Origin of the sequence: Cerasicoccus sp. TK19100, assembly GCF_027257155.1 — a bacterium.
GTDB classification, from domain to species: Bacteria; Verrucomicrobiota; Verrucomicrobiia; order Opitutales; family Cerasicoccaceae; genus Cerasicoccus; species Cerasicoccus fimbriatus.
The window spans coordinates 547,264-567,657 of record NZ_JAPWDU010000005.1 but is presented as its reverse complement, the minus strand read 5'-3'; the positions used below and the strand labels follow the sequence as shown (position 1 = coordinate 567,657).

Below are 20,394 nucleotides of genomic sequence, written 5' to 3'. Positions count from 1 at the left end.
CCAGGATGCATTGACAGTTTCGCCACGGGAAGTGGTGCGTTTTTTTTGAGTTACTTGGCGGAAGAGCGCGAACTGGCGCCCAGTGCGCAGGATCAGGCATTTAATGCGTTGTTGTTCTTTTTCCGTCATGTGCGGGGCGAGGAGTCGGTGGACTTCAGCGGGGCCGTGCGCTTTCGCAAGCGCCAGCGGACGCCCACGGTTTTGTCGGTTCAGGAAACCGAGCCCTTGCTGACGGAGCTTTCGGGCGTGTTCGGTTTAATGGCCCGCCAGCAGTATGGCGCCGGGCTGCGGTCGACTGAGTTGATTCGGCTGCGAGTGAAGGATCTCGATTTCGACCGCAGGCAGCTGTGTGTGCGGGCGGGCAAAGGGGATAAGGACCGGGTGAGCGTCCTGCCTCAATTTTGGGCAATGCCTTGCAAGACCAGGTTGAGCGGGTGCGCGCGCGCGCTCATGCCGCGGACGTGGCGGCGGGGTTTACTGGCGCGAGCATGCCGACGGCTTTGGCGCGTAAGTATAGCGGTGCGCGCGCGCAACTGAGCTGGCAGTATGTTTTTCCCGCGAAAGAGCTGGGCACGGATCCCCGTAGCCCGGGCACCAATCCCCTAACCCGCCCTGCTTTCTTCTCAAAACCGCCCCTTTGTCTTCCCGAATTCAGGCGTATGTTTCCCCGGAACGTCTTCGGATGCCTCCCTCTACGCCCCGGGGCGTAGCACCCTTACGTCCGGGGGCGGAGGGAAGTTACGTCCCGGGACGTAGAAGGGTTACGTCCATGGACGTAGCGTGCGACATAGCCGAAGGTTTGGGCTTAGGCAACGGCTTGCTGGGAGGAAGGAGATGCCTGGGTTTGTAACAACATTGGAGCGGGTGCCACGCCCACCGTCACCGTGGTGTTGTCCCGCAGGCGGGAGCGGACTTCGATCTGATACTCGCCGGGCGGCAGGTCGTAGGGTGTTTGGAAGATGACCCATTGCGGCTCGTTGACGACGACTTCGTCCATGCGGATGCCCTGGGCGTGGAACTGCCCCGGTGGAACGAGGAAAACGCCCTCGTCCGGCGCGGCGTGGTTAAACTTGAGTCGTGCGCCGTAGAGCTTGAGGTTCGCCCCGGGCGAGACGGCGGTCGGCTTTCCCTGGCGCGCATTGAACACGGCGATCACGTTCGGGCGCAGCCGGTCCAGCGGACGCTCGACGCGCTCCCAATGCAGTTGGCGATTGATGTCGCGGTTGAGCTTCGGTGCCAGGCGGACGCCGACCTTGACCTGGTGGCGCTTGGGGTCGACGCGATCGTCGTAATCACGGAACAGCCCCTTGATCCCGGGCATAAACTGAGCCAGCCCTTGCAGGTTGACGCGCTCGCCCTGGCGGAGGCTGTCGCGGACTTCTTCTTTCAGCGCCTCCAGCACGGCGGCGACTTCGTGTTCGCGTAGCCCGGTGCGCTGCGCGAGGCGTTGATGCAGACGCTTGCCCTGCACGGTTTTGCCGCCCTCGGCTCGGGCCACAAGGGCGTGCTTCGAGCGGGCGTTCGGGTCGATGGATTGGATGGTTTCCAGGTAATATTTCAGCATGACGACAGTGTGGTTTAGGATTAAAATGTTCAGTGAACATTATTGCCCCATTAACCCCAACAGCAAACACTAATTGTGCGTCAATCGGCAAAGTTCCCGATGCCAAGGCGAACAGCCATTCAACTTTCAAATAATTGCCCCAACGGGGCTACGCATCAATAGCCCAGGGTTGGCTTGAGGCCGCAGAGCGGCTGAACGCCTACCCTGGGAATACAGATACGTAAATTACCTATCCCAACGGGATTGCGCAAAACGACATCTTGCGCAGCCCCGTTGGGGCAGGGAGATAACAGCATCCGGTTTCCCAGCGTAGCGCTTCCCGCAAGCGGTTCGCTTTACCCCCTGGGCTATTGTTGCGCAGCCCCGTTGGGGCAGTGTTTGCAGCAATGAAGATACACAATGAATCAATCTAAGCTGTCATGTTATAACCCCTTGAAGATGAGCACCAAGGGTGCGATCATATACTAGCCTAGGGTCAGCGCAAGTTGCAGAGCGACTGGAGCGCAGCCCTAGGAACTGGGCCATCACAAGTAGTTGGAACCCTGAAAGGGTGGCCTCAACAAGCACCAATGAGGCCGTGCTTTCAGCACTCCAACGACACAATATTGATTATTCCTAGGGCTGCGCTTCGTCGCTACGCAACTCGCTGACCCTAGGCTATGATGAGCCCGCGCCTTTGGCGCTCAAAATGAATGTCCGTTGGCCGTAGAGCACAAATACTCAGACTAATCCCCTGCCCCTATCGAAAGCTCGCGCCTAAGCCCCGTCCGGTGCTTTCTCGATGATCACGGCGTCGTTCGCCGCGCCCTCTGGCGGGAGGATCAACTTCGCGCCCAGCACGTTGCAGTTAAAGAGAACGCGGCCGGCCCAATCTTTCGTGATGTAGGCGTTGCTCCCGGGCTTTTCCAGTGGCGATACGACGACATCGTTCTTCAAGTCAAAGAGCTCCACGTGATGCAGTTCACTGCGCCAGGTATCGATGTCGCCCAAGTCATCATCGGAAGTAAAATGCACGAGGTGCTGCCCGCTCTCCCAATAAATCCAGACCTCATTGATCACGGGTGAAACCGGCGCGAGGTATACTATCTGTGGCTCATCCAGGCGCACGAGATCGGGGCGCTCTTCGCCGACTTCCTCGCGCACTTCATCGCGAATCATCGTGAGCAATTCCTGGTTGGGAAACAGGATGTCGTTACGCGTTTCGTGCAGCCAGTCGAAGACTTCATCGATCGTAAAAACCTGCACGAGGTAGTCCTCATGGTCCCATTCGAGGTCGGGATCGAAGATTACATTGACCACATTAAAACGTTGGTTTTTCACTTCCAGACCCAACTCTTCGATGGAGTAATCGGCCTGCTTTAGCATGACCCGGGTGCGCGCGATCGGGACGATGATTTCGGCAAATCGGCTGTTGTCCGATTCATCCGTTACCGGGTGCAGCTCGCGATAGGCGATGACCACGCTATCGACCGCGTCGAGATCCTCAGCCAGCATCGCGGCATCGATGTGCCAGCGATACAGGTAGCGCAGCAGCGAAAAAAGGTAATCGCGGTCCGGCGCGGTTTCGGGATCGATCCGGGCTTCCAGCTCCACCTCGGGCACCGTGTCGGCGGGTGCCTCGACCAACTCAACAGTCGGCTGGCCCGCCCCGATGCTGACCGTTTGCCCGGCGTCATCGGCAATGGCAGGCGCTGCCAAGAGCAACGCCGAAAGCCAAACCAATGCCGGGCGCATCCTCATTTTTCGACGCGCATTTGCAGGCTGCGTCCGTGGGCATCGAGCTGCTCCATTTCGGCGAACGCCTTGACCACCGGCCAAGCAAGCTGCGCGGCCTTGGGGTTGTATTGCACGATGCTGGTGCGGCGCATGTAGTCCGTCACCTGCATACCACCAAAGAAGCGGCCCGTGCGGTCGGTGGGCAGCGTGTGGCTCGGCCCGGCGGTGAAGTCACCCAACACCGTGGGCGTGTCGCCGCCCAGAAGCATCGCACCGGCGGCGGTAATCTTTTTGGCGAGCACCTTTTGCGTCGCGGGCTTCACGTGGATTTCCAAGTGCTCAGGGGCAATGTAGTTCGCTATCTCGACGGTCTGCTCGACGCTCTTGGTGATCACGCACAAGCCGTGGTTTTTCAGCACACCGAGTGCGGCGTCCTTGTGGGAAAGCGTCTCGGCTTGCTTGGTGATTTCTTCCGCAATCGCGTCGTATTGCTTACGGCTGCCGACCATCAGGTAAACCTTTTCCTTGCCCGTGCCGTGCTCGGCCTGTGCCAACAAGTCGGCGGCAATGTAGGCCGGGTTGGAAGTCGAATCGCCAATGATCAGCACCTCACTCGGGCCAGGTAGCAGGTCCACACCAACTTGGCCAAACAGCGCGCGCTTGGCCTCCATCACGTAGGCGTTGCCAGGGCCGAAAACTTTGTCCACCGCCGGCACGGACTTCGTGCCAATGGCCATCGCGGCGATGGCCTGAACGCCACCGATTTTATAAACTTCGTCCACGCCGCAAAGCTTTAGCGCGGCCAGCAAACCGGGGTTCACCGAGCCGTCTTTTTGTGGCGGCGTGCAAACCACCACCTCCGGGCAACCGGCGAGTTTGGCCAGCACTGCGCTCATGATGACGGTCGACACGAGCGGCACCTGACCACCAGGCACGTAGAGGCCCACACGCTGGATCGGGAAAAACTCCTCGCCTACGGTCGCGCCATGCGGATTCTTAGCGCGCCAGCCTTTGGGCAGCGTCTTCTTGTGGAAATCCTTAACGCACTTAATCGACTCACGAATCGCCTTGCGCTGCGCGGCGGTCAGTGTCTTGGGCGCAGCGTCGAGCTCTTCCTGCTTCACGCGCAGGGTGCGAGGTGTCAGCTTGGCACCGTCAAATTTTTCAGTGTAGCGGAAGACGGCTTTGTTGCCCTCTTTTTCCACATCGGCAATCACCGTGCGGACCGTGGCGGCTACATCTTCGCTGGCGCGAAACGAGGGGCACGCGCGCTTGAGTTGGGTCGCAAAGCCTTTCTGGCCATACTCTAGGATTTTCATGCCCGAAACCTATGAGCATGCTTCCCCCGCGCGCAACCGGTAATTTAAGAAAGCGCTACTTCGGAAAGTCGAAGGCGGTCGGTGGGATCTTCTCGTTGACCTTCACCTGAGTGAACACGACGGAGCGCAGCAGCTTGCCGGTTTCGTCGTAGGTGTCGACGGTCTTGGGGAACTTAATGCCGTTGGCTTCCAAAGATTCTTTTTCCACCATGGTCAGGCCGTCGCTGCTAACGGTCGCAATCAGCTTACCCGTATCCGGCTCAAAATAACGGACGTAATAAAGCTCAAGCGGGTATTGAAACTTGATCTTACGCGCCTTCTTGCCGTTGTATTCGGTAACGCCTTCGTCGATGATTTCGGCACCACGCATGTGCTCAGGACCGGTGAAAAAATTCAGGTTTTCAACCGCGTTGGCCATGAGTCGCTTGACCTGAAGCGGGCGCAGCACCTGGATGACCCGACTGCTTGGGTTGGCGGTGTCCATGCTCATCACATAGCCCTCGAAGCCGTTAACCGCAGTCTGGTTAACTTTGTCTCCGCGGGTTTCCTTTAGCTTCTGGCAGTTCGGCTTTTCAAAAATCAGCTCCAGGTCAGACATCTTTTGGCCCTCGGCAGAGGTCACCTCACCGATGTATTGGATGGACTCGACATTCTCCAAGGCTTTCTCGGGGCCAAGCTGCGCCCGGGCCTTTTTAAGGAAGTCATCCAGCGAGTCTGCCTGCAAGAGGCTGCCGGTAATGAAGAGAAAGGATGCGAGGAGTGTGCGCTGAAATTTCATGTCGTGTATTCTGGTCAACGAGTGCTAAAGGGGCCCAAAGTAAGGGCGATGGCGCAAAAGTGAAGCATCTATTTAGCGCTTCTGCGCAATCCAGAAGCGGGTATCATCTGAGAACTCACGGACCTCGGCGGGTTCCATACAAATTTCGGAGCGCAGCGCGGATACATCCACCCGAAAGCCCGCCTGCTCCAGATCGGCCTGCACCTCGGCCGAATCCGCCGCGTGGATATACATCCAGTAGCCTTCGTCGGCCTCGTAGTAAAGATCGCCAAATTCCTCGATCATCGGGTTTTGCCTACCTTTGACCCACAACTTGTGCTCTTCTTTCCAAAAGCTCTTGCGGCCGTGGCGATTACGATCATGTCCGGTGAAGACAAACCACGAGCCCGGCTTAATAACGCGGGCAATCTCAAACATCGCCCGCTGGCGATTCGAGCGACCGGGGATCTGCATCAGGCCGTTAAAGCCGAAGATAGCGCCGTCGAATTGCTCGTCATCAAAGGGCAAATGGGTGGCATCGGCCTGCTGGAAGGGAACGCCGTATTCGAGCACTTGGTTGATGCGGCGGGCCTCGGCGACCATCTCCGGGCAATAATCCGTGCCGAGCACGTGACGGTAATTCAACTCCCACAGGCCAATGGCAATCCGGCCGGCACCGCAGCCCAGCTCCAGCAGGCTTTGCTCGGGCTGAAAAAGGCGCTGAAAGATCTTTTCCTCGCTATTCCACAGGCCGACGCGCGCCACGGCGCGGGAATAGTGGTCGACCACGGTGGTTTGACGAAAATAGGTCTGGGCTTCGGCGATTTCCATGATGCAAACCCCATGAAATAAGCCGCATCGGCACTCGCTGACAAGCCTGACCATGCAGTTTCCCCAAAGAATTCATCTGGAATAAACACCCCAGGCCGACGTTCTCATAAACATGCAACCTAGAACACTGCCTGCCTTCGCCGCCTTGTCGGCGCTATTGTCCCCGCCCCTTTACGCCCAACCGGCCAGTGAGATTCGCCCCGCGGTCGATGTCACGTTCCAAACGGAAGCCGGCAAATACTATCAACTACAAACCTCGACCAATCTCGCCGGAGACAACTGGGAAGACGTCGGCCTGGCCGTCGAGGGAACCGGCGAGTCCCTTTCGGAGCTCTTTCCGGTAAATGCGCAAAAGCAGTTTTACCGCGTCGTCGAGCTACAGGACCAATGGGCGCTGGTCTGGGCAGACGAATTTGACGGCGACGAGCTGGACCTCTCCAAGTGGGGCAAGGAAGAGAACAACTACGGCGGCGGCAATAACGAGCACCAGCACTACAGCGTGAACGAGAAATACGCCTACGTCGAAGACGGCAAGCTGCACATCGCCGTGTATCGCGACCCCTACACCAGCAACGACGGCAAAACCCAGCCCTACTCCTCCGCCCGCCTGCGCACCCTGCAGCGCGGCGACTGGAAATACGGGCGCTTCGAGTTCAGCGCCAAAGTCCCCGGCGGCGAAGGCATCTGGCCAGCGATTTGGATGATGCCCTCGGAGAATGTTTACGGCATTTGGGCGGCCAGCGGGGAAATTGACATCCTCGAATCCAAGGGCAACTACACCGACCGCACCTACGGCACCATCCACTTCGGCGAGTCCTGGCCCAACAACACCTACACCGGCACAGAATATTACCTGCCCGAAGGCACCTTTGACGACGGCTTCCACACCTACGCCATCGAATGGTGGCCCGACCGCATCGAATGGCATGTGGATGATGTTAAATACCAGACACTTACCAAAGACCAATGGTATAGCGCCGCCGCCCCCGGCTCCGAAACCGCGCCCTTCGACGAGTATTTTCACCTGATCATCAATGTGGCCGTTAATGGCGGATTCTTTAACGGCACCGGCCAAAACGCCAACAATTTGCCCGATTCGGCCTTTCCTCAAGTTTTCGAGGTGGACTACGCCCGGGTTTATCAGTGGGCTGAGTGATGAATTATTGGGATACGCATGAACCTCGACCAACTCAGAGATAGATTAATATTAGCGATACACTCTGACAAATCGGCGGATGACTACTTTAGAACGCATCTGGATGATCCCGAGATGTTACTTTCGCTTTGTGTTATATGCGCGCCATACAACAAATATAGCAATGATTGTCGGATGCAAGCGGCACACTATTTATCTTTGGCCCCAAGCAAACTACTTGGTCAAATCATTCCAGTACTTTGCGTGCTGGTCAGTATTCCAGACGAAGGTGGTGAGGATATGAACGGCAACATTGCTTGTCCCCTACTTACAGCGATTGAACGCGGTAAACCTTTTTTTGAGGGAATCATCTATCATGACCTTGAGGATTTGAAAAAACGATATGCCTGCTAAGGCAACAGCTAGAATTAACCAGGGGCGATGGAAATCCCGCTCTTCCCGATCTTTCTGTTAAAAAACTACGCATTTCTTACAAAAATCCTTGCGTTGGGGCTGTAATCCGCTTTTTTAGGCGGTTTTCCCATTTTCCAAAATGAAAGCAACCATTGAAACTCAAGGCCGCCAATTCATCGTCACCGAAGGTGATGTGATCTTCGTGAACCGTTATAAGGACACGCAAGCTGGCGACACCGTCACCCTCGACAAAGTACTTTGCGTGGGCGAAGGAGCGGAAACCAAGTTTGGCGCACCCTACGTGGACGGCGCCAGCGCTACGGCCACCATCCTCGAAAACAAGCGCGACAAGAAAGTGATTATCCACAAGATGCACCGCCGGATGGGCTACCGCCGCACCCGTGGTCACCGCCAGGAGCTTTCGGTCATCAAGATTGAATCCATCAACGCCTAATACGTCATGGCTCATAAAAAAGGACAAGGAACTTCCAAGAACGGACGCGACAGCGAAAGCAAGCGCCTCGGCATCAAGAAGTTCGGTGGCGAAAAAGTTCGCGCCGGCAACATTCTGATCCGTCAGCGTGGCACTCGCTTCCACCCCGGCACCAACGTCGGCAAGGGCAGAGACTTCACCCTCTTTGCCCTCGAAGACGGCGTCGTCGAGTGGGACAAGCTTCACCGCAAGGTGCAAGTCGTTCCGCACGCTGTCGAAGCCTAAGCGGCTAACGCAGAACGCTTTACAGGCGCCTTTCCATTTCGGAAGGCGCCTTTTTATTGCTCGCCTCAAACGGGCTAATTCGCAGTATCGACAACTGACTCTACGAGCAACATGTCCTTCGACCTGAACGAATTACGCGCCCAGCGCGAAAAAATGCGCGAGCACCTTGCCTGGCTTGACCGCCAGATTGCGCAGTTGGAGGGCCAGCCTGCGCCCACACCGTCTAAGCCAAACGAATCACTCTCTACCCCCGAGCCGACCAAGACCGACACCAAGCCAGAGCCAGCGGTGGCAATTGCCGCGGCTCAATCCGCTCCCCCATCCCCCGCACCTGCCAACGACGCTCCCGAAGCGGTAATCTCCAATGATTTTAAACCCGGCGGGTTTGACGGATCATCGAAGCTTGGTTGCATTTTGGCAGCCATCTTTCTGGCCGGCCTGATCATTTTCCTTCTCTTCGGCCTGCCACAATTGCTCTATCCAGACGCGCCACAATAATTTTCTGACCGCACCTATGCTTCGCCAACTGCGCAACGCCTTCATCGCTGGGCTCGTTATCATTACGCCAATGGGTGTGACGATATTTGTCGTCAACTTCATGCTGACCAAAATTGGCGCGCCCGCTAGCGATGCTATTTTCAAGTTCGTCTCGGAAGACTTCAAGAATCTGCCCGGCATTGACCTGCTGCTCAAAATCGCGGCGATCCTAATCGTCTTGTTCGTGATCACCGTAGTGGGTTTTCTATCGCGGTATTTCATCGGCCGCATTTTTATCAATCTCGGTGAGCGCATGATCGAGGCCCTGCCGTTCATCAATGCCGTTTACAAAACGGTCAAGCAGATCGTCGACACTTTTAGCAAGCAACAGAAGGCCGTGTTTCAAAAGGTCGTGCTGACCGAATACCCACGCAAAGGCGTCTATGTCCTCGGCTTCCTGACGAGCGACGCCAAAGGCGAGGTCCAACACAAGACCGGTGCCGAGGTGGTGAACATCTTCGTACCAACGACGCCCAATCCCACCAGCGGCTTCCTGCTAATGGTGCCCAAGGATGAAATCATTCCAATGGAAATGTCGGTCACCGACGGCATGAAATTGATCGTGTCGGGCGGTGCGGTTTCCCCGCCCTACCCGCTGCCCCAAAGCAAGCACGTCAAGGCTCCGCCCGAGGAGCTAACCACCGAAGAACCTGCCTCCCGCGCCTAGGCCATGCCCGCGCGCGAGCTGCAGACCAGCGGCGTGGTCCTCGCCGCCACCGTTTCCGGCGAACGCTTTCTACGCCTGCACGCCCTCAGCGCCGAGGATGGCCGACTCGTCATCATGTGGCGGCGCTCCAGCAAAACCACTGGTGGCCCGGACATTTTTGACCGCGCGACGTTTCACCTCGAAAGCTCGTCAACGACGGGTGCCTGGTTTCTGAAAGAATACAGCCTGGAGCACCGACATACCGGCATTGCGCGGCGCTACCGCTCACTCCAGCTTGCCACCCGTTTGGGCGAGCTGATCTGGCGCAACCTGCAGCACACCGAATTTTTTGCACCAACCACCCAACTGGCAGTCGATGCGCTCTCGGCCTTTGAGGACTCGCCGCTGCCACACTGCGTTTACCTGAAGTCCCTCTACCGCTACGCCGCCGACGAAGGCTACGCCGTTCGCCAGCAGTGGCTGCGCAACCTGACCAAGAGCGAGCAGGATCGCGCCAAGGAAATCATCGGCAACCCCCTGGCCGAGTTGGAGCCCTGTCGCGAGGAAGTCGCCGCGCAACTCATTGAGAAAATGGAGCGCTGGCTGCGCGCGGACACGGATATTATAGTTCCGTAAAAATCATCATTGGCCGGTTATCCGAGATTGTCGCCGCGTGGTTACGCGTTCATGATTAAGGCCATGAAATTCCTCGTTTCCCTTTTGCTGGCGTTGATGCTCACTGCCATGGCACATGGCCAGGAAGCCGATTCCTACCAGACCAACGACCAACAGGAAGATCAACTGCGCGAGCCCCTGCCGGAGAAATCCGACCCCATCGCCGAGCAGTTATTTGCCACCTCGGTTAAGGCCATGGGCGGACCGGACGCGATTACCTACGACTCACTATCGTCTAAAATCCTCCTAAGCCGAGGCCCCCATCGCGTCAACATGGACTACTACTATAAGCGCCCCAACAAGGCGCTAATGAACGTTTGGAAAAAGGCCGATATCGGCAACGAAATGTTCAAGGTTTCCACGGGCTATGATGGCACCACCGCTTGGACTTTTGATGAATCAGAGGAAAAGCCATTCCCGCAAAAAATCGGCGGCGAGAAGGAAAAAGAAATCAAGGAGATGGCGAGTGCCGACGACCTTCTGCTCACCTACAAGGAGAAGGGCTGCGTCCTCGAATACCTCGGTGCCGTCAACAACCGCAAACAGAAGAACTACCTCGTTAAGCTCTATCACCCCGATGGCAGAACGGAGTATTTTTATTTTCACCCGAAGAATTACCTCATCACCCGCCGCGGCAACAAGCAGATGCAGATGGGCACCCCTGTCAATGTCGACACCTACGTTGTTAAATACGACAAGATCGACAATAAGTGGGTGCCTGTGAAATACGAAATTGCCTACGAAGACGAAGTCGTGATGACGATGGAGTTCTCCAACATCAAGCTCAACCCACCGCTGAATGACGCGATGTTCGAGATGCCCAAAGTTAAGGAAGTCTGGCTAAAGGGAAAAAACGCTCAGTAAAAACGCACCGGCGAGAAGATCAGGTCGATCGTGCTGTCGAAATATTGATCCACGTATTTCCGGACAAAAAGCACGTAAACCAGCGCCCCGAGCGATAGCCACGGGCCAAACGGAATGGCCGAGCCAATGCCGAGCTGTTCTTCTTCTTCGCCTGAAGACTGCTTGTCGGCATCAGTAGCGGAGGACTCTATGGCAGAATCAGATGTCTGGTCACCCTTATCCACTTCCTCATCTTCATCAATGTGTCCCGTCTTGCCTGGACGCACATTTTTGCCAGTGAGCGTGTTAAACATCAACAGTGGCAGTACCACCAGCGAACCGAGTAGTGAACCTCCAAAGATGGCAAATACGGCACCTTTCCAACCAACGAAAGCGCCGATACAACCCATCAGTACGACGTCCCCGTACCCCATCGTGTCTTTTCGCAAAATTTTCCCCGATACTTCGGCAATCCAGACAATCAGACCAGATCCAACCAGCGCTCCGGTCACACTAAGCGCGATACTACGAAGACGCTCGAGCATGATCGGATCGCCGCTGCCGCCCATTTGATGCAGATCTGGGTAAAGTGCGGAAAGCACCACACCGATCATCATTCCCCAGACCGTAAAGGCGTCGTGAAGATATTGCGTATCGTAGTCAATGAATGCGTTGCAGATCATCAGTGCGATGAAGATCCAGATCGCCACCACGACGCCCAGATGCTGGCTGTAAACCAGCCACGCAGTCATGTAAAAGAGCCCCGTCATCGCCTCGATAATCGCATAGCGCACGGAGAACGGCGCACCACAGCAGCGGGCCTTGCCCCGAAGAATGCACCAGCTCAGGATCGGCAGATTGTCATACCACTTGATCGGTGTGTTGCAGGCGTAGCAGTGCGAACCGGGCTTAACCACCGACTTTCCTGCTGGCACGCGGTAGATGACCACGTTGTAAAAGCTACCCCAGCAGGCACCAAAGACAAACGCCCAAAATGCGAAAAACCACGGATACGCGGCGTTGATTGCGTGAAATTCGTCGAGGCTCATGAGATTTATAAAGGAGCAATTACCAACACTTTCCCGCTAGGACAATAGTTGATTGATCCAAGGCTCGGTTGACTGGCGGATTAGTTGCTGCAACTCGGTGTCCATGTAGCGGTAGTCATCCGGGATATCCAGGCACTCAATCGGCGGCAGTTCCCCACCGCGAAACTGCTCACGGATGCGCTGCTTGTGCTCGGGCGCCATGACGAGGATCAAGTCGGCCCAGTCAATATCCACCGTGCTGATCACATGCCGTGCCGACGCACTTACCCCGGCCAACCGCACCTCCAGGCGCGAGTCATTGCGATAAACGGCCTCTGCCGTCGGGCTGCGCCACTGGTTCCGGCTACAGACAAAGAGAATGCGTGGCCTCATGCACGGCGGGGTTCATAGCCCTTGGCGTGACAGGCACCGTCCATCATCGCCTGCGCAGGCACCTGCGCACCGGTCCAGATTTCCAGGCTCCGCACGCCCTGCCACACGAGCATGGACAAGCCGTCCGCATACGCCATCTGGTAATGCTTTGCCGAACGCGCCAAGGCGTTTTCGACGCCATAGGTCATGTCGTAAACTTTCGTCTCCGGTGCAAAGCGGGCCAGATCGATTGGCGCGGGGTCTTCGTCCTTCAGGCCAAGTGAGGTCGCGTTGACAATCACCGCCTGCCGGGGCAATTCCGCAGGCGGCTCGCTGAGGTCGAATCCACGTACGCGCTCGCTGCCGGGGGCCTCTTGCAAGAGCTCGATCAACCCGCCCAAGCGCTCCTGGTTCCGGTTACCGATCCACAGCTCGGCCACGCCCGATTGCAGGCATTGCACTGCGGCTGCCCGGGCCGCTCCGCCAGCACCAAGCAAGATCACCGTTGCGTCCTTTAAGTCCACGCCAAGCTCGCGTCGCAAAGCCTGCTCCATACCGTAGCCGTCGGAGTTATAGCCGGCCCAGCCATTGGCTCGACGATGGAGCGTATTGACCGCGCCGGACAGTTTGGCACCGGGATCGATTTCCACGACAAGATCCACCGCCTGCACCTTGTGCGGGATGGTTAGATTAATCCCCTGAAAGCCCGCCGCGTGCAGTTGCTCCAAAGCGCGGGGCAAAATCTCCGGCGGTGTATCGAACTTGAAATAGCGCCAATCGAGAAAGAGCTGCTGAGTCTGGCCCATCAGGTTGAGCGCGGCATTGTGCATGGCCGGGCTCACGCTGTGGGCGATGGGGCTGCCGAGCACGGCGAGCGCCGTTCCCGGGTAATTCCACTGCTTCAGCTCATCCAGCGAGCGCACGCGATCGGGGTCGTCAAATTGCATGCCGCGAGCATGCCACGCACCCGTGTCTCGACAAGCCCTATTCGTCGTTGAGCCGGTATGCCGCCTCAAACTCGTTCACGTAGTCCGTAAACAGACGCGCCCGTTCGCGATCGCCGCAGCGGTTGTATTGGTTGACCAAATTACGGCAGCAGCGCGCCAGCACCTCGCCCACCGGGCACGGGGCAAAAATCGCGGGCTCGATCTCAATATCGTAGGGCTCGAGCATTTGCTCGATTTCCTCGATCGTCCGGAAAACGCCCCCTTCGAACACGTCGATGTAGAACGGCTCGGAGTCGAGGAAGCACCCCACCATAAAGCGACCGGGAAACGCCACGGGCGACAGCTCCAGATTACAGCGATCCGCCACGAGCAGATACAAAATCGACAAGCTGATCGGGATGCCACGGCGGCGGTCCACCACGTCACTCAGGAAGCTGTTGCGCGGGTCGTAGAAATTATCCGAATCGCCGCAAAAGCCGTATTCGCCAAAGATCACGCGGTTAAGCACGCGGCACTTTTCCCACGCCGTGCTTGGGTGGAGCATCAGCTCGCGGCAGCGGTCGGAAACCTCGGCCAAAAAGCGCTCGTAGTCGGCCATACCCACCTCGGGATTCGACACACGGTCGAGCAGCAAGACACCGGTCTCCAGCTCATAATTAAAGGAACGGATAAAGTCGCGAAAAACGCGCTCGGGCTTGCCGCCGGTCAGTGCGTCGAGCAGGTCACGCGCGGCGCAGCCGATGCTGGCGTCTTCATGGTGGGTGGCCTCGCGCAGCAAGGCAATGCCTGACGGGCCGAGTCGCTCCAGTTCCGCGCGAACAGCGCTGCGGACGGAGCTTGTGGTGTCGTCCAACAGCCCCAGCAACGCGCGTTTTCGCGAAGCCTTGATCGGTGCTGGTTTGTTTTCTTTCACGACTTTCACCATAGGATTTCAGGACGTGTTCGCAACGGAAAAGCATAGCGCAGGCCAACTTGTTTTGCCCGCGCCCAAATTGCCCAGACAGAAAATGCGCGCCGGGCGCTTGGGCTTGACGCCGTCACGAGAGCCACACAACTTTTTCCCATGAGCGATTCCGTCGACCAAGAAATTCTGCAAATTTTCCGCGATTCCGGGGCCCTGCTGGAGGGCCACTTCATCCTCCGCTCGGGCCTGCGCTCGGGCCACTTTTTCCAATGCGCACGCGTGTGTGAGCACATGGATAAAGTAACCCGCCTGGCGGAATTGCTTCTGGAAAAAATCGACGTGAGCAGCTTCGACACCGTCGTCGCCCCCGCAATGGGCGGTCTGGTAATCGGACAGGAAGTCGCCCGTCAGGCTGGCAAGCGTTTCCTCTTCGTAGAGAAGGTCGATGACAAGCTCGCACTGCGCCGCAATTTCAAGATTGCCGACGGTGAGACCATCCTAATCGTCGAAGACGTCATCACCCGCGGTGGCCGAGTCAATGAAGCGCTGGACATCGTCGAGGCCGAAGGCGGCAACGCCGTTGGTGTAGCAGTGCTGGTTGATCGCTCCGAGGGCAAGGCTAGCTTCCGCACACCCCTGACCTCGCTATTGGAATTTTCCTTCCCAACCTATGATCCTGAAAAACTCCCCCCTGAGCTCGCGGCGATTCCGGCGGTCAAGCCGGGGAGTTAAGAGAGGAAAAAGGAAAAAGATTAAAGGAAAAAGTTGGGTTGAAAACTGAAGCCGACTGCGCGACCCTATCAACCTAGAACCTTTAAACTTTAATCTTTTTCCTTTAATCTTCCACCATGCCCATCACCTTCGACCACACTCGTATCCGCGTTAGCGACCTGGAAAAGTCCATCAACTGGTATTGCCTGACCTGCGGCTTTGAAGTGCTCAAGCGCACGGACAAGTCCCCCTCCGGCAATCAGCTCGCGCACCTGCAGATTCCCGGTAGCGCTCACAAGCTGGAGCTGACCTACTCGCCCGATTACAAGGTGGAGTTCCCCGAGGACCTCGTCCACACCTGCATCCGCGTCGACGACATCGTCGAACACTGCGACAAGCTCGAAAAGGCAGGCGTCGAAATCTGGCCCGAAGGCTGGAAGGAGAAGTTTACCTCCGGCGGCAATAAGATGGCCTTCATCACCGACCCCGACGGCTACGAAGTCGAGATTCTCGAGCACTAATTGCCCGTTCGCTGAGCGAAACTTTGCGTCATGCCCTACTCGGCGACTAATCTTCGGCGCATGTCGTGGCTCCCGGCCACATTGCTCCTCGCGTTGATCATCGCCGTGCTGGTTGGCGGTTGGCTGCTCTGGCAGCGGTTCGAGTTTAACCGCGCCTACGAAGCCCACACCGCCGGCCAACACCAGGAAGCCATCCAACGCGCCGATCGCCTGATTGCCTTTGGCTGGCCCAAAGAACGCGCCCGCGAACTGCGCGCGTTGGCCCTCATCAAGCTCTCGCCAGACGACGCCGCGCAAGGCCTCGCCTTTGATGACCAATCAGCCATGCCCGTCAGCGTCGGCATGGAATACCTGCGCAACAGCCAGCAGCGCCGTTCCTACGAGCGCGTCGACGAAGTCTATGACGCGCTTGGCCCGACCCAAGGTGGCGAACCGGACTTCCTCATGCTGCAGGCCGAGATCGAGTTCGCGCGTAACCACCCGGCACGCGCCATGGAAGCCCTGGATCGCCTGCTCACAATCGACCCCAAGCACAACGAAGCCCTGCTGCTCAAGGGCACGTATCTACTCAGCCAGCCCTCACCGCTCAGCGCCGTGCAGGCAAAGTCCATCCTGCGCCGCGCAGCTCAGGGCAATTCACAAACGGCGTTTCACGCCCTCCTCCTGCTTGGCTCGCGCTTCGAAATACCGCTCTTTGAAAACGACCGACAGTGGCTGCTCTCCACCTTGGAGAAGCACCCGCAATCGACACCGATGAGCCAGTTAATCATCGCCACGCAGCAGATACTTCTCGAGCCCGCCAAGCGGGATGCGCTCATCCAAGCCGCCGTACAGGCCAATGGTGCGGAAGCGCCGCAGTTGACGGCCAATTGGCTGCTCAGCATCGGTGCCTACGAACCGCTGATCGCCTTCTTAAACAGCCCGGCTGCGGGCGGTATTCAGTCGGATCAACGCTGGGTCGCCCAGATGCAGGCGCTGCTGCAACAAGGTTCTTTGACCGAGGCTATCCAGTTGGTCGAGCAAGACGAAACCGCGCTCGACGCCCTCCGCCGCGCAACGCTGCTCGCCCACATCGAGGCCAATCAGGCGGCTGGCACGGAACCGAACGACAACTGGCGCCTCGCCTACGCAATGGCCAGCGAGCAGCAAGCATTCGCCGAGCTGCTTTCCCTTGCCAACCTGGCCCAACAAAAGGGCTGGCACAGCATCGCCAAGGACGCCTACCAGACTGCCATTGACGTCGCCCCAACCGATGCCGACAAGAGCCGTGCGCTGACCAATCTCTTCATTGCTCAGGTCAGCGAAGGCCAGACCGGTGAAGGCCTGCAAACGCTTCGCCAATACCTCGCAATCAATCCGGACAGCCACACCATGATCAACAACGCCTGCTACCTGGAGGCCTTGTTGGGCGCACCGAGCCCGGAAAGCATGAGCACGATGCACGACCTCGTCGCGCAAATGCCCAACAGTATTTACCCCTCCACCTATGCCTTCATGCTGTGGAAATCCGGTGACTACGAGGCCGCCGCACGCGAACTAAAAGGGCTGAACCGCCGTTACCTTGCTGTGCCCAGCTGTCGCCTTTCTGCGGCCCTCGTGGCCCTTGAGCAAAATGACGCTACCACCGCCAAAGAGATGCTCCAGCAAGTCGACGCCAAGCGACTTCTACCCGAAGAACTCACCCTTTATCAGGACGCCGTTCAAAAGACATCGGGCTAACCTTCGCCGCTGTTTTGAATGCGGCCGCGGCGTATGGTTTCCTGCTCAAGCGGCAGGGGAAACTCCTGGTCGCCGAGCAAATTCCAATCGCCCATGATCGCGGCGTAGCATAGCGCGAGGTAGGCATTTTGCTCACGCAAACTGACATTAACCGGGATGCTTGAGCCGATCTTTCGAGCCTCAGCTTCCGCACCGGATTGCAGGTAAACGTAAGCCAGCAAAATGTAATTATCCGGCCGGTCCGGGAACCGCGAAACCAGCTCCTCCGCGTAGTAGCGACACAACGGGAGGTCCTGCCCATAGAGCGCCTTCAGGTAGATCACCGGAGCTTGCAGGTAAGGTGCCTTCGACAAGGCTTCGAGCGAAATCTGTGGCAACACCTTGGCCAACGTCTCGCCCTGGCCCTGTTGGTACAGCTCCTGAATGTAGCCGTTGATAATCTGCGGCGCATGCGGATAGTGCCGCATGGACTCCCGGTAAAACTCTGCCCGCCATTGCTCGCCGAGCGCGAACTTTGCAGCGCGTTGCAGGCGGGGCCAATCCGTCACTTCAGAAAACTCCAGCGCACGCACTAAATTTTCCTGAAAGCCATCGGCATCGCCCTCCTTGGCACTCATGACAGACAGCCAAAACGCGCGATTCATCGGCGCAAGTTGTATTGATTGATTTTCACCGGACAGCAGCTCGGCCAGCTTTTCATATTTACCATTGGCCGCGAGCCCTTCGAGATAGAGCTCTGTCAACTGCTCATCACGCGCCATGGCGGACTGCAAATCCGCGTTATCCAGAATCTCGTAAAGACCGAACGCGCTGATGATTTCGTAGGCATCCTCCCAGCTATCTTCACTGCTCCAATCGATCGCGCCATACACGCCCTGCACCGCCTCCTCGCGGCTAATACCGCCGAGCTCATACGCGCGGCAATAGTGCATCGCGACTTCGGTCGGTGTCAGCTTAGGATGGGCTTTGGCCGCAGCTAGCAGGCGGGCTGCATCCATGCCCTCGCCCTCTAGCGGTGCCGGTTTGGCCAACGCCATGCCCAAAATGCCTTGGCTGATCTCATCGTTGCGCTCCAGGTTTTCGTCAATGTATTGGATCAGCTGCGGGCGGTTCTCGGGGTCCACATCCGTCCACATCAATTGCAGCACCAGTTGGTGAACGGCGGGTGATTGATTTCCAGCGGCAAAGGCGTCCTGCGCCAGGTGATAAGCCTCAGCCTCACGCCCCTGCGCCATCAGCAATCGAACGCGCGAATCCACCAGCAGCTCGTGCTCTGGGAACTGCTGTGCGAACATCTGGTAGAAACGCGCGGCCACACGAATCCGGCGGTATAGGCAGGCATTTTCGATCAGCTCGGCCAGCGATTCCGCGTCATAGCCATTGGCCTTGGCAGCCTGCTCACTCCACCAGACAAGCTCCGGGTTGCGCGCCTCTTTGGCCAGCTCGGTGGTCATGGCCAGCAGCTCGGCATTGTCGCGGTTGAGCAGTGCGGCAGCGCGGGCTTTCGTGTAGGCCTCGACAGTCCGGCCATCGTCTTGCAACTGCTTGGCTTCGGCAAAAATAACATCACTGCGGTAGCCCTTGGCGGCCTTGATCCCCCACGGCAAAGATGCCGCGCCGACCAGCCCGCACAAGATCACCAACACACTGATTACGCGCAGCCAAAGTGGCGCAGTGAGCCAGCGGAAAAACAATCCCTGCAAGCGGTTTAGCAGCCAAGCAATCAGGCCACGGTAGCCGTACCAAATCTCCAGGCACGCCTCCTTGAAAGACAGCTGACGCAGGTGGTTCAGCTTGCGAAACAGCCATCGCAGAAAACGCACCGGCGAGGTAACCACTGCCACCACCCATTCGCCAAACTCCTTAAAAGTGAGCTTCGTGCGGTCCTTGGCATTGGCGCGCGCGGCCCAGCGCTCGCGCTTGGCAGTTTTCTTGCGCGCCTCAGCACTCTGCCGCCACTCGTTGTATTCTTTACCTTGATAAGCAGCAAATCCCTTCAGCGAGCGAAAGCGGTTCTTGAGCCGATGGCGCAGAAAATAGCGCACGTCGGCCAGCTTTTCACTAACGAGAAACGAGATGTGCTTAACGAAATTTTTCACCTACGAAAGAGCAGCTAAACGCTTCCGCTGGCCGGTGCAATCGGTTTTCGCTCGGCCAATCAAATTCGCCACTATTCGCGCTCGTAGAGTAGCGGATTCATCGGCGTGTCGATGACCTCGCCGATCCTGGCACCCGGCATCCAGTTGTTCCAATCGCTTTGCTGGTTTTGGTTGCGCGGCTCGGCCAGGCGCATCTCGGAATCCATGTAAATGATCGTCATTACCTCGCGCGGTTGATCAGTGGTATTCGGGCCGGCGCGGTGGAACGTATAGCCGTAGTGGAAGCTAACTTCGCCGAGATCGAACGGACCGCTGTCCACGGGGCGATCCTGTAGCTTCAAATGCCGGTCGATGGCCTTTTCGCTGTCGTCACTGATGACCATGTCGCGGCCAAACTTAATCTCCTGACTGCCCACTGAAAACTCCAGTGGACCCATTTCCTGCGTGATTGCCTTGAGCGGAATCCACGCGGTGACGGTGTTGTTGTTCGAGAGCGGCCAGTAAACCTGGTCCACGTGCCACGGGGTAAAGCCGCCACCGGGCTCCTTGTAAAGTGCCTGATCATGATAAAGCCGCACACCTTTTGTACCGAGCAGCTCCGCAGCAATGCGCGCCAAACGACGTCCGAAGACAAAGTTTTTCACGTCCTCGCTGTGCTTCCACAGATTCATGATTTGCAGGAACGCCTTCGCGTAAGTGTCGCGCGTGGCCATCGGGCGGTCCTCCCGATTGAGCTCTTTCACCTTCTGCGTGATGAGCGGCCCGAAGTGCTCCAGGACCTCCACATCAAGCACGTCCTTAAGCTTGATATAGCCGTCGCGGCGGAACTTTTCAATTTGCCCCGGGGCAAGCGTGAACGGGGCATTAAGGGAGTCGGTCAGCGATGTCGTCTTCATGGGTATTAGTTTTTATAGACGCCATTGTAAGCATTCCTGAAC

23 protein-coding genes are annotated in these 20,394 nt (G+C 57.6%); 12 read left to right on the top strand and 11 right to left on the bottom strand.

The genetic code is table 11. The annotated features are described in order from the left end of the window. The coding region (locus O3S85_RS14895; protein ID WP_269541400.1) for a phage integrase N-terminal SAM-like domain-containing protein at positions 1 to 537 on the top strand (537 nt) is incomplete at its 5' end. A gap of 268 nt (positions 538 to 805) precedes the next feature. Here O3S85_RS14895 and O3S85_RS14890 read toward each other — a convergent pair. From O3S85_RS14890 to O3S85_RS14870, 5 genes are all read right to left on the bottom strand, one after another. Next, the gene (locus O3S85_RS14890; protein ID WP_269541399.1) at positions 806 to 1,564 is read right to left on the bottom strand and encodes an HU family DNA-binding protein; all 759 of its coding nucleotides are present in this window, start codon (positions 1,562 to 1,564) and stop codon (positions 806 to 808) included. Positions 1,565 to 2,320: 756 nt separating this feature from the next. Further along, positions 2,321 to 3,262, bottom strand: a complete 942-nt coding sequence (locus O3S85_RS14885) for a hypothetical protein (protein WP_269541397.1) — start codon at positions 3,260 to 3,262, stop codon at positions 2,321 to 2,323. Positions 3,263 to 3,300: 38 nt separating this feature from the next. After that, complete coding sequence (gene hisD / locus O3S85_RS14880) at positions 3,301 to 4,599, bottom strand: histidinol dehydrogenase (RefSeq protein WP_269541396.1); 1,299 nt, start codon at positions 4,597 to 4,599, stop codon at positions 3,301 to 3,303. Positions 4,600 to 4,654: 55 nt separating this feature from the next. After that, positions 4,655 to 5,377 carry a hypothetical protein gene (locus O3S85_RS14875; RefSeq protein ID WP_269541395.1) on the bottom strand — a complete coding sequence of 241 codons (723 nt, stop codon included), beginning with the start codon at positions 5,375 to 5,377 and terminating at the stop codon, positions 4,655 to 4,657. Positions 5,378 to 5,449: 72 nt separating this feature from the next. Further along, positions 5,450 to 6,187: a class I SAM-dependent methyltransferase gene (locus O3S85_RS14870; RefSeq protein WP_269541394.1), complete on the bottom strand. Its 738-nt coding sequence runs from the start codon at positions 6,185 to 6,187 to the stop codon at positions 5,450 to 5,452. 112 nt (positions 6,188 to 6,299) lie between these two features. Between O3S85_RS14870 and O3S85_RS14865 the strand changes: the two genes are divergently transcribed. The 8 genes from O3S85_RS14865 (at position 6,300) to O3S85_RS14830 (ending at position 11,176) form a co-directional block, all read left to right on the top strand. Continuing rightward, positions 6,300 to 7,343, top strand: a complete 1,044-nt coding sequence (locus tag O3S85_RS14865; RefSeq protein ID WP_269541393.1) for a glycoside hydrolase family 16 protein — start codon at positions 6,300 to 6,302, stop codon at positions 7,341 to 7,343. Positions 7,344 to 7,361: 18 nt separating this feature from the next. Then, the gene (locus O3S85_RS14860; protein WP_269541392.1) at positions 7,362 to 7,736 is read left to right on the top strand and encodes a hypothetical protein; all 375 of its coding nucleotides are present in this window, start codon (positions 7,362 to 7,364) and stop codon (positions 7,734 to 7,736) included. A gap of 139 nt (positions 7,737 to 7,875) precedes the next feature. Beyond that, the gene (gene rplU, locus O3S85_RS14855) at positions 7,876 to 8,190 is read left to right on the top strand and encodes a 50S ribosomal protein L21 (RefSeq protein ID WP_269541391.1); all 315 of its coding nucleotides are present in this window, start codon (positions 7,876 to 7,878) and stop codon (positions 8,188 to 8,190) included. Positions 8,191 to 8,196: 6 nt separating this feature from the next. Then, entirely contained in the window at positions 8,197 to 8,454 is a 258-nt protein-coding gene (rpmA, locus tag O3S85_RS14850) for a 50S ribosomal protein L27 (RefSeq protein ID WP_269541390.1), read from the top strand. 111 nt (positions 8,455 to 8,565) lie between these two features. Continuing rightward, positions 8,566 to 8,952 (top strand): hypothetical protein, encoded by a 387-nt coding sequence (locus O3S85_RS14845; RefSeq protein WP_269541389.1) that lies wholly within the window; start codon positions 8,566 to 8,568, stop codon positions 8,950 to 8,952. A gap of 16 nt (positions 8,953 to 8,968) precedes the next feature. Then, positions 8,969 to 9,658 carry a DUF502 domain-containing protein gene (locus tag O3S85_RS14840; protein ID WP_269541388.1) on the top strand — a complete coding sequence of 230 codons (690 nt, stop codon included), beginning with the start codon at positions 8,969 to 8,971 and terminating at the stop codon, positions 9,656 to 9,658. 3 nt (positions 9,659 to 9,661) lie between these two features. Next, positions 9,662 to 10,273: a hypothetical protein gene (locus tag O3S85_RS14835; protein WP_269541387.1), complete on the top strand. Its 612-nt coding sequence runs from the start codon at positions 9,662 to 9,664 to the stop codon at positions 10,271 to 10,273. A gap of 63 nt (positions 10,274 to 10,336) precedes the next feature. Continuing rightward, entirely contained in the window at positions 10,337 to 11,176 is an 840-nt protein-coding gene (locus tag O3S85_RS14830) for a LolA family protein (protein ID WP_269541386.1), read from the top strand. Here the strand turns inward: O3S85_RS14830 and O3S85_RS14825 are convergent. The 4 genes from O3S85_RS14825 to O3S85_RS14810 are packed head-to-tail and all read right to left on the bottom strand — an operon-like array spanning position 11,170 to position 14,415. Then, a complete protein-coding gene (locus tag O3S85_RS14825; RefSeq protein ID WP_269541385.1) occupies positions 11,170 to 12,204 on the bottom strand; it encodes a prepilin peptidase in 1,035 nt (344 codons plus the stop codon). The two genes, O3S85_RS14830 and O3S85_RS14825, sit on opposite strands and share 7 nt — an antisense overlap. Before the next feature lie 36 nt (positions 12,205 to 12,240). Further along, positions 12,241 to 12,576 (bottom strand): low molecular weight protein tyrosine phosphatase family protein, encoded by a 336-nt coding sequence (locus O3S85_RS14820; protein WP_269541384.1) that lies wholly within the window; start codon positions 12,574 to 12,576, stop codon positions 12,241 to 12,243. Further along, positions 12,573 to 13,502, bottom strand: coding sequence for a shikimate dehydrogenase family protein (locus tag O3S85_RS14815; RefSeq protein WP_269541383.1), 930 nt, complete (start codon positions 13,500 to 13,502; stop codon positions 12,573 to 12,575). Before O3S85_RS14815 ends, O3S85_RS14820 begins: the two co-directional genes overlap by 4 nt. Before the next feature lie 37 nt (positions 13,503 to 13,539). Beyond that, entirely contained in the window at positions 13,540 to 14,415 is an 876-nt protein-coding gene (locus O3S85_RS14810) for a transglutaminase-like domain-containing protein (RefSeq protein ID WP_269541382.1), read from the bottom strand. Positions 14,416 to 14,565: 150 nt separating this feature from the next. Here O3S85_RS14810 and pyrE point away from each other — a divergent pair, with 150 nt between their 5' ends. The 3 genes from pyrE (at position 14,566) to O3S85_RS14795 (ending at position 17,357) form a co-directional block, all read left to right on the top strand. Then, on the top strand, positions 14,566 to 15,138 hold the full coding sequence (gene pyrE, locus O3S85_RS14805) for an orotate phosphoribosyltransferase (RefSeq protein ID WP_269541380.1): 573 nt from the start codon (positions 14,566 to 14,568) through the stop codon (positions 15,136 to 15,138). Positions 15,139 to 15,254: 116 nt separating this feature from the next. Further along, the gene (locus tag O3S85_RS14800) at positions 15,255 to 15,638 is read left to right on the top strand and encodes a VOC family protein (RefSeq protein ID WP_269541378.1); all 384 of its coding nucleotides are present in this window, start codon (positions 15,255 to 15,257) and stop codon (positions 15,636 to 15,638) included. Positions 15,639 to 15,698: 60 nt separating this feature from the next. Further along, entirely contained in the window at positions 15,699 to 17,357 is a 1,659-nt protein-coding gene (locus O3S85_RS14795; RefSeq protein WP_269541377.1) for a tetratricopeptide repeat protein, read from the top strand. On the opposite strand, the gene O3S85_RS14790 is transcribed toward O3S85_RS14795, so the two are convergent. Next, positions 17,354 to 19,456 carry a tetratricopeptide repeat protein gene (locus O3S85_RS14790; RefSeq protein ID WP_269541376.1) on the bottom strand — a complete coding sequence of 701 codons (2,103 nt, stop codon included), beginning with the start codon at positions 19,454 to 19,456 and terminating at the stop codon, positions 17,354 to 17,356. The genes O3S85_RS14795 and O3S85_RS14790 overlap by 4 nt on opposite strands. Positions 19,457 to 19,527: 71 nt before the next feature. Then, positions 19,528 to 20,352: a phytanoyl-CoA dioxygenase family protein gene (locus O3S85_RS14785; protein WP_269541375.1), complete on the bottom strand. Its 825-nt coding sequence runs from the start codon at positions 20,350 to 20,352 to the stop codon at positions 19,528 to 19,530. Between the last annotated feature and the right edge of the window lie 42 nt (positions 20,353 to 20,394).

What these genes read in the sequence shown, in the direction of transcription:
- O3S85_RS14800 (WP_269541378.1), top strand. Translation starts at nt 15,255, where the DNA reads ATGCCCATCACCTTCGACCACACTCGTATCCGCGTTAGCGACCTGGAA.
- hisD (WP_269541396.1), bottom strand. Translation starts at nt 4,599, where the DNA reads ATGAAAATCCTAGAGTATGGCCAGAAAGGCTTTGCGACCCAACTCAAG.
- O3S85_RS14835 (WP_269541387.1), top strand. Translation starts at nt 9,662, where the DNA reads ATGCCCGCGCGCGAGCTGCAGACCAGCGGCGTGGTCCTCGCCGCCACC.
- O3S85_RS14890 (WP_269541399.1), bottom strand. Translation starts at nt 1,564, where the DNA reads ATGCTGAAATATTACCTGGAAACCATCCAATCCATCGACCCGAACGCC.
- rpmA (WP_269541390.1), top strand. Translation starts at nt 8,197, where the DNA reads ATGGCTCATAAAAAAGGACAAGGAACTTCCAAGAACGGACGCGACAGC.
- O3S85_RS14820 (WP_269541384.1), bottom strand. Translation starts at nt 12,576, where the DNA reads ATGAGGCCACGCATTCTCTTTGTCTGTAGCCGGAACCAGTGGCGCAGC.
- O3S85_RS14815 (WP_269541383.1), bottom strand. Translation starts at nt 13,502, where the DNA reads ATGCAATTTGACGACCCCGATCGCGTGCGCTCGCTGGATGAGCTGAAG.
- O3S85_RS14840 (WP_269541388.1), top strand. Translation starts at nt 8,969, where the DNA reads ATGCTTCGCCAACTGCGCAACGCCTTCATCGCTGGGCTCGTTATCATT.
- O3S85_RS14875 (WP_269541395.1), bottom strand. Translation starts at nt 5,377, where the DNA reads ATGAAATTTCAGCGCACACTCCTCGCATCCTTTCTCTTCATTACCGGC.
- O3S85_RS14860 (WP_269541392.1), top strand. Translation starts at nt 7,362, where the DNA reads ATGAACCTCGACCAACTCAGAGATAGATTAATATTAGCGATACACTCT.
- O3S85_RS14865 (WP_269541393.1), top strand. Translation starts at nt 6,300, where the DNA reads ATGCAACCTAGAACACTGCCTGCCTTCGCCGCCTTGTCGGCGCTATTG.
- pyrE (WP_269541380.1), top strand. Translation starts at nt 14,566, where the DNA reads ATGAGCGATTCCGTCGACCAAGAAATTCTGCAAATTTTCCGCGATTCC.
- O3S85_RS14825 (WP_269541385.1), bottom strand. Translation starts at nt 12,204, where the DNA reads ATGAGCCTCGACGAATTTCACGCAATCAACGCCGCGTATCCGTGGTTT.
- O3S85_RS14830 (WP_269541386.1), top strand. Translation starts at nt 10,337, where the DNA reads ATGAAATTCCTCGTTTCCCTTTTGCTGGCGTTGATGCTCACTGCCATG.
- O3S85_RS14870 (WP_269541394.1), bottom strand. Translation starts at nt 6,187, where the DNA reads ATGGAAATCGCCGAAGCCCAGACCTATTTTCGTCAAACCACCGTGGTC.
- rplU (WP_269541391.1), top strand. Translation starts at nt 7,876, where the DNA reads ATGAAAGCAACCATTGAAACTCAAGGCCGCCAATTCATCGTCACCGAA.
- O3S85_RS14785 (WP_269541375.1), bottom strand. Translation starts at nt 20,352, where the DNA reads ATGAAGACGACATCGCTGACCGACTCCCTTAATGCCCCGTTCACGCTT.
- O3S85_RS14795 (WP_269541377.1), top strand. Translation starts at nt 15,699, where the DNA reads ATGTCGTGGCTCCCGGCCACATTGCTCCTCGCGTTGATCATCGCCGTG.
- O3S85_RS14845 (WP_269541389.1), top strand. Translation starts at nt 8,566, where the DNA reads ATGTCCTTCGACCTGAACGAATTACGCGCCCAGCGCGAAAAAATGCGC.